Origin of the sequence: Streptomyces sp. NPDC004065 (genome assembly GCF_044903565.1) — a bacterium.
Classification (GTDB): domain Bacteria; phylum Actinomycetota; class Actinomycetes; order Streptomycetales; family Streptomycetaceae; genus Streptomyces.
In genome coordinates, this window is the sequence record NZ_JBJDQT010000004.1 from 260,319 (window position 1) to 268,777 (window position 8,459).

The 8,459-nt window shown below is 75.7% G+C and carries 7 protein-coding genes; 6 read left to right on the plus strand and 1 reads right to left on the minus strand.

Going from position 1 to position 8,459, the window contains the following annotated elements:
- Nucleotides 1-2 precede the first annotated feature (2 nt).
- The 4 genes from allB (at nucleotide 3) to ACI2LW_RS08485 (ending at nucleotide 5,023) form a co-directional block, all read left to right on the plus strand.
- On the plus strand, nucleotides 3-1,385 hold the full coding sequence (allB, locus tag ACI2LW_RS08470; RefSeq protein WP_404730397.1) for an allantoinase AllB: 1,383 nt from the start codon (nucleotides 3-5) through the stop codon (nucleotides 1,383-1,385).
- A 5-nt stretch (nucleotides 1,386-1,390) separates the two neighbouring features.
- Nucleotides 1,391-2,551, plus strand: a complete 1,161-nt coding sequence (gene alc, locus ACI2LW_RS08475) for an allantoicase (protein ID WP_404730398.1) — start codon at nucleotides 1,391-1,393, stop codon at nucleotides 2,549-2,551.
- A 167-nt stretch (nucleotides 2,552-2,718) separates the two neighbouring features.
- The gene (locus ACI2LW_RS08480) at nucleotides 2,719-3,555 is read left to right on the plus strand and encodes an AIM24 family protein (protein WP_404730399.1); all 837 of its coding nucleotides are present in this window, start codon (nucleotides 2,719-2,721) and stop codon (nucleotides 3,553-3,555) included.
- A gap of 196 nt (nucleotides 3,556-3,751) precedes the next feature.
- Entirely contained in the window at nucleotides 3,752-5,023 is a 1,272-nt protein-coding gene (locus tag ACI2LW_RS08485) for a sensor histidine kinase (protein WP_404730400.1), read from the plus strand.
- 162 nt (nucleotides 5,024-5,185) lie between these two features.
- Here ACI2LW_RS08485 and ACI2LW_RS08490 read toward each other — a convergent pair whose 3' ends face one another.
- The gene (locus ACI2LW_RS08490) at nucleotides 5,186-6,151 is read right to left on the minus strand and encodes an NADPH:quinone reductase (protein WP_404730401.1); all 966 of its coding nucleotides are present in this window, start codon (nucleotides 6,149-6,151) and stop codon (nucleotides 5,186-5,188) included.
- Between the two features lie 99 nt (nucleotides 6,152-6,250).
- Between ACI2LW_RS08490 and ACI2LW_RS08495 the strand changes: the two genes are divergently transcribed.
- Both ACI2LW_RS08495 and ACI2LW_RS08500 read left to right on the plus strand, forming a co-directional pair.
- Nucleotides 6,251-6,934 (plus strand): response regulator, encoded by a 684-nt coding sequence (locus ACI2LW_RS08495; RefSeq protein WP_404730402.1) that lies wholly within the window; start codon nucleotides 6,251-6,253, stop codon nucleotides 6,932-6,934.
- Nucleotides 6,935-7,003: 69 nt separating this feature from the next.
- Nucleotides 7,004-8,194: a cytochrome P450 gene (locus ACI2LW_RS08500; RefSeq protein ID WP_404730403.1), complete on the plus strand. Its 1,191-nt coding sequence runs from the start codon at nucleotides 7,004-7,006 to the stop codon at nucleotides 8,192-8,194.
- The last annotated feature ends 265 nt before the right edge of the window (nucleotides 8,195-8,459 follow it).

Genomic DNA, 8,459 nt, shown 5'->3' on the forward strand with positions numbered 1-8,459 from the left:
CGGTGCCCGACGCCCGTCTCGTGCCGCGCTCGACGCCCGACCTCGTGCTGCGCTCCACGCGCGTCGTCACCCCCGGCGGCACCCGCCCCGCCTCGGTCGCGGTGACCGACGGCACGATCACGGCCGTACTGCCCCACGACGCCGGCGTGCCCCCCGCGGCCCGCCTGGAGGACCTGGGCGACGACGTCCTGCTGCCCGGCCTGGTCGACACCCATGTGCACATCAACGAGCCCGGCCGCACCGAGTGGGAGGGTTTCCGGACCGCGACCCGCGCGGCGGCGGCCGGCGGCATCACCACCCTGATCGACATGCCGCTCAACTCCCTCCCGCCGACCACGACCGTGGGCAACCTGCGCGTCAAGCGGGACGCGGCCCGCGGCCAGGCCCACGTGGACGTCGGCTTCTGGGGCGGCGCGCTCCCGGACAACACCGGGGAGCTGCGCCCGCTGCACGAGGCCGGGGTCTTCGGCTTCAAGGCGTTCCTCTCCCCCTCGGGCGTGCCGGAGTTCCCCCACCTCAGCCGGGACCGGCTCGCCCGGTCGCTCGCGGAGATCGCCGGGTTCGGCGGCCTGCTCGTCGTACACGCCGAGGACCCGCACCACCTCGCCGCCGCCCCGCACCGCGGCGGCCCGAAGTACGCCGACTTCCTCGCCTCCCGCCCGCGCGCCGCCGAGAACGCCGCCGTGGCCGCCCTGATCGACGAAGCCGGGCGGCTGGACGCGCGCGTGCACGTGCTGCACCTGTCCTCCGGCGACGCGCTGCCCCTGATCGCCGGCGCCCGGGCACGGGGAGTGCGGATCACCGCCGAGACCTGCCCGCACTACCTCACCCTGACCGCGGAGGAGGTCCCGGACGGCGCCGCGGAGTTCAAGTGCTGCCCGCCCATCCGCGAGGCCGCCAACCAGGACGCGCTGTGGCGGGCGCTGGCCGACGGCACCGTCGACTGCGTGGTCACCGACCACTCGCCCGCCACCGCCGACCTCAAGACGGACGACTTCGCCACCGCCTGGGGCGGCATCTCCGGCCTCCAGCTGAGCCTGCCCGCCGTGTGGACCGAGGCCCGGCGGCGCGGCCACGGCCTGGACGACGTCGCCCGCTGGATGGCGGCGCACACCGCCCGCCTCGTCGGGCTCGACCGGCGCAAGGGCGCCATCGAGCCCGGCCGCGACGCCGACTTCGCGGTCCTCGCGCCCGAGGAGACCTTCACCGTGGACCCGGCCGCCCTCCAGCACCGCAACCGCGTCACCGCGTACGCCGGCCGCACCCTGTACGGCGTGGTGCGGGCCACCTGGCTGCGCGGCGAACGCATCCACGCGGACGGCCGGTTCACCGCCCCGAGCGGCCGGCTGCTGACGAGACACGGGACTGAGGAAAGGAAGGCCTGACCACCGTGACGGCGATTCCCCGCTTCACCGGCCCCGCGCACCCCTACGGCGGCGGCGACCCGTACGCGGACTACCGCACGGCCGCCTTCCCCTTCCCGCACGCCGTCGACCTCGCCGACCGACGCCTCGGCGCGGGCGTCGTCGCCGCGAGCGACGAGTTCTTCGCCGACCGCGAGAACCTGCTGCTGCCCGAGCGCGCCGAGTTCGACCCCGGGCGCTTCGGCCACAAGGGCAAGATCATGGACGGCTGGGAGACCCGGCGCCGCCGCGGCGACCGCGCCGGTCACCCCTGGCCCGACGAGGACGACCACGACTGGGCGCTCGTCCGGCTCGGCGCGCCGGGCGTCGTGCATGGCGTCGTCGTCGACACCGCCCACTTCCGCGGCAACCACCCCGAGGCGGTGTCCGTCGAGGGCACCGACCTGCCCGGCACCCCGTCCCCGGCGGAACTCCTGGCCGACGGCGTCCGGTGGACCACCCTCGTCCCCCGCACCCCCGTCGGCGGCCACGCGGCCAACGGCTTCGAGGTGTCCGTCCCGCGCCGCTTCACCCACCTGCGCCTCAACCAGTACCCCGACGGCGGCATCGCGCGGCTGCGCGTGTACGGCGAGGTCGTGCCCGACCCCGGGTGGCTCACGGCGCTCGGCACCTTCGACGTGGTCGCCCTGGAGAACGGCGGCCGGGTCGAGGACGCCTCCGACCTCTTCTACTCGCCTGCCGCCAACACCATCCGGCCGGGCCGCTCCCTGCGGATGGACGACGGCTGGGAGACCCGGCGCCGGCGCGACCGGGGCCACGACTGGATCCGCTACCGGCTGGCGGCCCGGTCCGAGATCCGGGCGATCGCGATCGACACCGCCTGCCTCAAGGGCAACAGCGCCGGGTGGGCCTCGGTCTCCGTACGGGACGACGGGGACGACGGGGACGGCGGGGACGGAAGGGGCGGCGGGGACGCCGGGGACGGCGAGTGGACGGAGATCCTGCCCCGGACCCGGCTCCAGCCCGACAGCGACCACCGCTTCGTCCTGCCCGCGCCCGTCGTCGGCACGCACGCGCGCGTGGACATTTACCCCGACGGCGGCCTCTCCCGGCTGCGCCTGTACGGCTCCCTCACCGGCGACGGAGCGGCACGCCTCGCCGCCCGCCACCGCGAGCTGGGCGGCTGATCCGGCCGAGCTGGGCGGCTGACCCGGCGGCCGAGCCGACGTCGGAGCCGATCCGTCGGAGCCGATCCGTCGGAGCCGATCCGGGGGAGCCCGTCCGGGGGAGCCCGTCCGGGGGAGCCCGTCCGGGCGAGCGGAACTCAGTCGTCCATCTCGCGCGTTGTCCTGCCGTGACTCTTCAGCAAGAAATCGTCGGCAACGCCATGCAGATGGCGGTCGTCAACCTCAGTCCCGGCCAGACCGTCTACTGCGAGGCCGGGAAATTCCTGTTCAAGACGGTGAACGTGACCATGGAGACCCGCCTGTCGGGTCCGTCCGGCAACGGCGGCAGACAGGCCCAGGGCGGCTCCGGCGGGGGCGGCACGGGCGGTGGCATGGGCGGCCTGCTCCGCCAGGCCATGGGCACCGCCCTGCAGGCCGGCCAGCGCGTCCTGGCCGGGGAGTCGCTGGCCTTCCAGTACTTCACCGCCCAGGGCGGCGGCGAGGGCACGGTCGGCTTCGCCGGCGTGCTGCCCGGCGAGATGCGCGCGCTGGAACTGGACGGCACGCGCGCGTGGTTCGCCGAGAAGGACGCCTTCGTGGCCGCCGAGTCCACCGTGGACTTCGGGATCGCCTTCACCGGCGGACGCACCGGCATGAGCGGCGGCGAGGGCTTCGTCCTGGAGAAGTTCACCGGGCACGGCACGGTGATCATCGCGGGCGCCGGCAACTTCATCGACCTCAACCCGGCGGACTTCGGCGGCCGCATCGAGGTCGACACCGGCTGCGTCGTCGCCTTCGAGGAGGGCATCCAGTACGGCGTCCAGCGCGTCGGCGGTCTCAACCGCCAGGGGATCATGAACGCCGTGTTCGGCGGTGAGGGACTGTCCCTGGCCACCCTGGAGGGCGACGGCCGGGTCATCCTCCAGTCCCTCACCATCGAGAGCCTCGCCAACGCCCTGAAGAAGGCCCAGGGCGGCGACAAGCAGGGGCCGACCGGGGGACTGTTCTCCACCCACGCGGGCTGACCACCGCGGCCGGCGGCTCAGCGGCCGGCGGCTCCTTCCGGCCGTCGGAAGCCGTCCGGAGGCGCCACCCCGTGGCGCCTCCGGCGGTCCACAGGTGGCTCCCGGCGGGTGTGCGGTGCGCCGAAAGTCGGCGGCGCCGCGACTTCGGTCGACGATCCGCCGCGAGGGGCGGTGCGGCGGGCCCGCGCTGCGTACATTGCCCACCGTGAGGGGTGACGGGACAACGGGGGAGCCGCCGGTGCGTACCGGGCGGCGCTGGTGGCTGCCGTCCGCGGTGGCGGACGAACTCGATCCGGACGCGGGACCGCCGGGGCGCTCCCGGCGCACCGCGCGGGACTGGATCGTCGACCTGTTCTGCTTCCTGCTCGCCGTCGGCCTCGCCTTCGCGACCGCCGACTCGGTCCGCCACGACCCGCACATCCCGCACGGCCTCGCGGTCGCCGACCAGGCGCTCGGTGCTCTCGCCTGCGGCGCGCTGTGGCTGCGCCGGCGCCGCCCGCTGGCCCTGGCCGTCGCCCTGGTCCCGGTCGGCCTGGTCTCGGACACCGCGGGCGGCGCGGAGCTGCTCGCCCTGTTCACCCTCGCCGTGCACCGCCCGTTCCGGTACGTCGCCTGGGCCGGCGGCGCCACACTCGTCCTGGTCCCGGTCTTCTCCTGGCTGCGCCCCGACCCGGACCTGACGTACCCGGGCGTGGTCGTCTTCTCCGCCGTGCTCGTCCTGTCGGTGATCGGCTGGGGGATGTTCGTACGGTCCAAACGGCAGCTGATGCTGAGCCTGCGCGACCGGGCCCGGCGCGCGGAGACCGAGGCACGGCTGCGGGCCGAGCAGGCCCAGCGGCTGGCCCGCGAGGCCATCGCCCGGGAGATGCACGACGTGCTCGCGCACCGGCTGACGCTGCTGAGCGTGCACGCGGGCGCGCTGGAGTTCCGGCCCGACGCGCCCCGCGAGGAGGTCGCGCGGGCCGCCGGGGTCATCCGGGAGAGCGCGCACGAGGCCTTGCAGGACCTGCGGGAGATCATCGGAGTGCTGCGCGCGGGCGACGCCGACGACGCGGGGCGGCCCCAGCCGACACTGGCGGCCCTGGACGCCCTGGTCGCCGAGTCGCGCGCGGCCGGGATGAAAGTGGTACTGGACAACCGCGTCACCGACCCGGCGGCCGTGCCCGCCTCGGTCGGCCGCACCGCCTACCGCATCGCCCAGGAGGGCCTGACCAACGCCCGCAAGCACGCCCCCGGCACCGAGGTCACGGTGACCGTGACCGGCACCATGGGCAAGGGACTGCGCGTCCAGGTGCGCAACCCCGCCCCCGACGGCGAGGTCCCGCACGTCCCCGGCTCCGGGCAGGGCCTGATCGGACTGACCGAACGGGCCACCCTGACCGGCGGCACGCTGCGCCACGGTCCGACCCCGGACGACGGCTTCGAAGTGCTGGGCGAGCTGCCGTGGCAGCCGGCGAGCGGCGCGTAGGCGTCGCACGCGGGCGCTCCCGTCGGCGCGCAGGCGTTGCACGCGGGCGCTCCCGTCGGCGCGCAGGCGTTCCGCGCGGACGCTCCCGTCGGCGCGCAGGCGTTCCGCGCGGACGCCCGCCGCCGGTAAGTACGCGGGCGCCCGCCGCCGCCGTGCCGCACGTCAGGGCCGCAGCACCACGCGCCGCCCGTGGAGTTCGCCGCGCTCCATGCGGCCGTGCACCTCGGCGGCGGCGCTCAGGGGGTGGTACTCCACCGCGCGGGGGCGCAGTCCGCCGCGCTCCAGGAGGCCGTTGACCGCTGCCGCCGCCTCGGCCAGCTCCGCGACCGTCGCATGCGAGATCACGAAGCCGCGCAGCGAGCCGTCCTTCATGTACAGCGGCCCCACCGGCAGGACCGGCTCCTCGTGGGGGCCGCACATCAGCACCACACGGCCGCGGCGGGCCAGGAGGGCGACCGCCGTCCGCAGGTCGTGGTGGCCCGAGGTGTCGACATGGACGTCGACACCGTCCGGGGCCAGGGACGCCCACCGCCGCGCGGGATCGCCGGCCCGGTAGTCCACCACCTCCGCCGCGCCCAGGGACCGCACATGGGCGTGGTCGCGCGGCGCGGCCGTGGCGAGGACCCGCGCGCCCGCCCGCGCCGCGAACTCCACCAGCGCGCCGCCCACGTTGCCGCCCGCCCCGCCCACCAGGACCGTCTCGCCCGGCCGCAGCCCGCCGTGGGTGAACAGGGCCAGCCAGGCGGTCGCGGCGGGGTGGAACACGGCCACCGCCTCCTCCGGGCGGACGGACGCCGGCAGCCGGTACAGGCGCTCGGCGGGCACCGCCGCCCGCTCGGCCGCCGCGCCCTGCCGCCCGTCGTGGCCGAGGCTGTTGCACCACACCGTCTCCCCCGCCGCGAAGCCGGCCGCGGCGGACGCCACCGTGCCCACCAGGTCCCGTCCGATCACGAACGGGAAGGGCAGCGGCGTGCGGAACACCCCCGAGCGCACATAGGCGTCCACCGGGTCGACCGCGGTCGCCACCACGTCCACCAGCACCTCGCCGGGCCCCGGCTCGGGATCGGGCAGCTCCCCGAAGCGGATGAGGTCCGGCGGGCCCAGCCGTTCCACGTACGCGGCGCGCATGACGGCCAGTGTCCCACCGGGGCCCCCGCCGGCCCGCGCACACCGCACGACGGCGAGCCGCTGTGGCCGGGCCGCGGGCGGTTCGGTTGGATGGGGCCCATGACCGCGATCCGACTGCTCCTCGTCGACGACGACCCGCTGGTGAGAGCCGGTCTGGCCCTCATGGTGGGCGGCGCCGGCGACATCGAGGTCGTCGGCGAGGCGGCCGACGGCGCCGAGGTGGAGGCCCTGGTGGACCGCACCCGGCCGGACGTGGTCCTCATGGACGTACGGATGCCCGGGGTCGACGGCCTGACGGCGACGGAGCGGCTCCTGGCACGCGCCCAGGCGCCGCAGGTCGTGGTGCTCACCACCTTCCACGCCGACGAACAGGTGCTGCGGGCGCTGCGGGCCGGCGCCGCCGGGTTCCTCCTCAAGGACACCCCGCCGGCCGAGATCGTGCGGGCCGTGCACCGGGTCGCGGCGGGCGACCCCGTGCTGTCGCCCGCCGTCACCCGCCAGTTGATGCGGCACGCGGCCGGCGCCGAGCCCCGGGCCGCCGCCGGCACCCGGCGCGCCCGCGCCCGGGAACGCCTCGCCGTGCTGAACGACCGCGAGCGCGAGGTCGCCCTCCGGGTCGGCCGCGGCCTGGCCAACGCCGGGATAGCCGGCGAGCTGTTCATGAGCGTCGCCACCGTCAAGGCCCACGTCTCCCGCATCCTCGCCCGGCTGGACCTCGGCAACCGGGTGCAGATCGCGCTTCTGGTCCACGACGCCGGACTCCTCGACGAGGACGCGCCGTAGGGCACTTCCCGGATCTCCGGGGCGTTGTCGTTCCAGGGGGAGCGGCCGGCGCTCCGGAAGGGAGTGACGATGGGGGACGTGATCGATCTGGGGGAGTTCGGCGAGTCGTTCAGGGCCGACCCTCACCCCGTCTACGCCAAGCTGCGTGACCTCGGCCCGGTGCACCGCGTGCGCCTGCCCGCGGCCGACGCGCCCGCGGAGTACCAGCCCTGGCTCGTCGTCGGCCACGACGAGGCGCGCGCCGCCCTGGCCGACCCGCGGCTGTCCAAGGACCCCGCCCGGGCCGGCCTGGACGTCCTCGAGGAACAGCTGATCGGCAAGCACCTGCTGATCACCGACCCGCCCCGGCACACACGGCTGCGTTCCCTGGTCACCCGCGCGTTCACCGCCCGCCGGGTGGAGGCCCTGAGGCCCCGGGTGCAGCAGATCACCGACGAACTGCTGGACGCCGTGCTGCCGCTCGGCCACGCCGACCTGGTGGAGGCCTTCGCCTACCCGCTGCCGATCACCGTCATATGCGAGCTGCTCGGCGTGCCCGAGATCGACCGGGCCGCGTTCCGCGAGATGTCCAACGAGGTGGTCGCGCCCACCACCGGCGAGGCGAGCGAACGCGCCATGAACCGCCTCGGCGCCTACCTCACCGACCTGATCGAGGACAAGCGCTGCGCCGGACCGGCCGACGACCTGCTCAGCGCGCTGATCCGCACCACCGCCGAGGACGGCGACCGGCTCTCCCGCGACGAGCTGCGCGGCATGGCCTTCCTGCTGCTCGTCGCCGGCCACGAGACCACGGTCAACCTCATCACCAACAGCGTGTACGCGCTGCTCACCCACCCGGACCAGCTCGCCGCGGTGCGCGCCGACCCGGACCTCGTGGACGGCGCGGTGGAGGAGACGCTGCGCTACGAGAGCCCGGTGGAGAACGCCACGTTCCGGTTCGCCGCCGAGCCCCTGGAGATCGGCGGCACCGCCATCGCGCCGGGCGAGCCGGTGATGATCGGGCTGTCGTCGGCCGGGCGCGACGCCACCCGCCACCCCGACCCGGACCGCTTCGACGTCCGCCGCGACAGCCGCGGCCACCTCGCCTTCGGCCACGGCATCCACTACTGCCTGGGCGCCCCGCTCGCCCGCCTGGAGGCCCGCACCGCCCTGAGCACCCTGCTGCACCGCGCCCCCGCCCTGACCCTCGCGGGCGCACCCGGCGAGTGGCTGCCGGGCATGCTGATACGCGGCATGAGAAGCCTGCCGGTCCGCTGGTAGCCCCGGCTGCGGCTGCGGCTGCGGCTACGGCCGCGCGGGCCGGGCGTACACCTGGGCCGGCCAAGGGGGGCCGGGCGGGCCCCGGGCCGGCCCGCCGCCCTGCTGCCCTGCCGCCCAGGCGGACCCCGCGAGCCCGGGCGGGTCCGGCCGCCCGGCCGCGACGGTGGCGTGGGATGCTCTTATGGATGTCAAGCGGCAGTTGTGAGCTGACGGCCATTCGTGGTTGAAGCAGTGATGAGCTGGTAGATCTCTCGGGCGATGTACC

Coding starts and splice junctions, on each gene's coding strand:
- ACI2LW_RS08490 (WP_404730401.1), bottom strand. CDS start 6,151: ATGCGCGCCGCGTACGTGGAACGGCTGGGCCCGCCGGACCTCATCCGC.
- ACI2LW_RS08495 (WP_404730402.1), top strand. CDS start 6,251: ATGACCGCGATCCGACTGCTCCTCGTCGACGACGACCCGCTGGTGAGA.
- ACI2LW_RS08500 (WP_404730403.1), top strand. CDS start 7,004: ATGGGGGACGTGATCGATCTGGGGGAGTTCGGCGAGTCGTTCAGGGCC.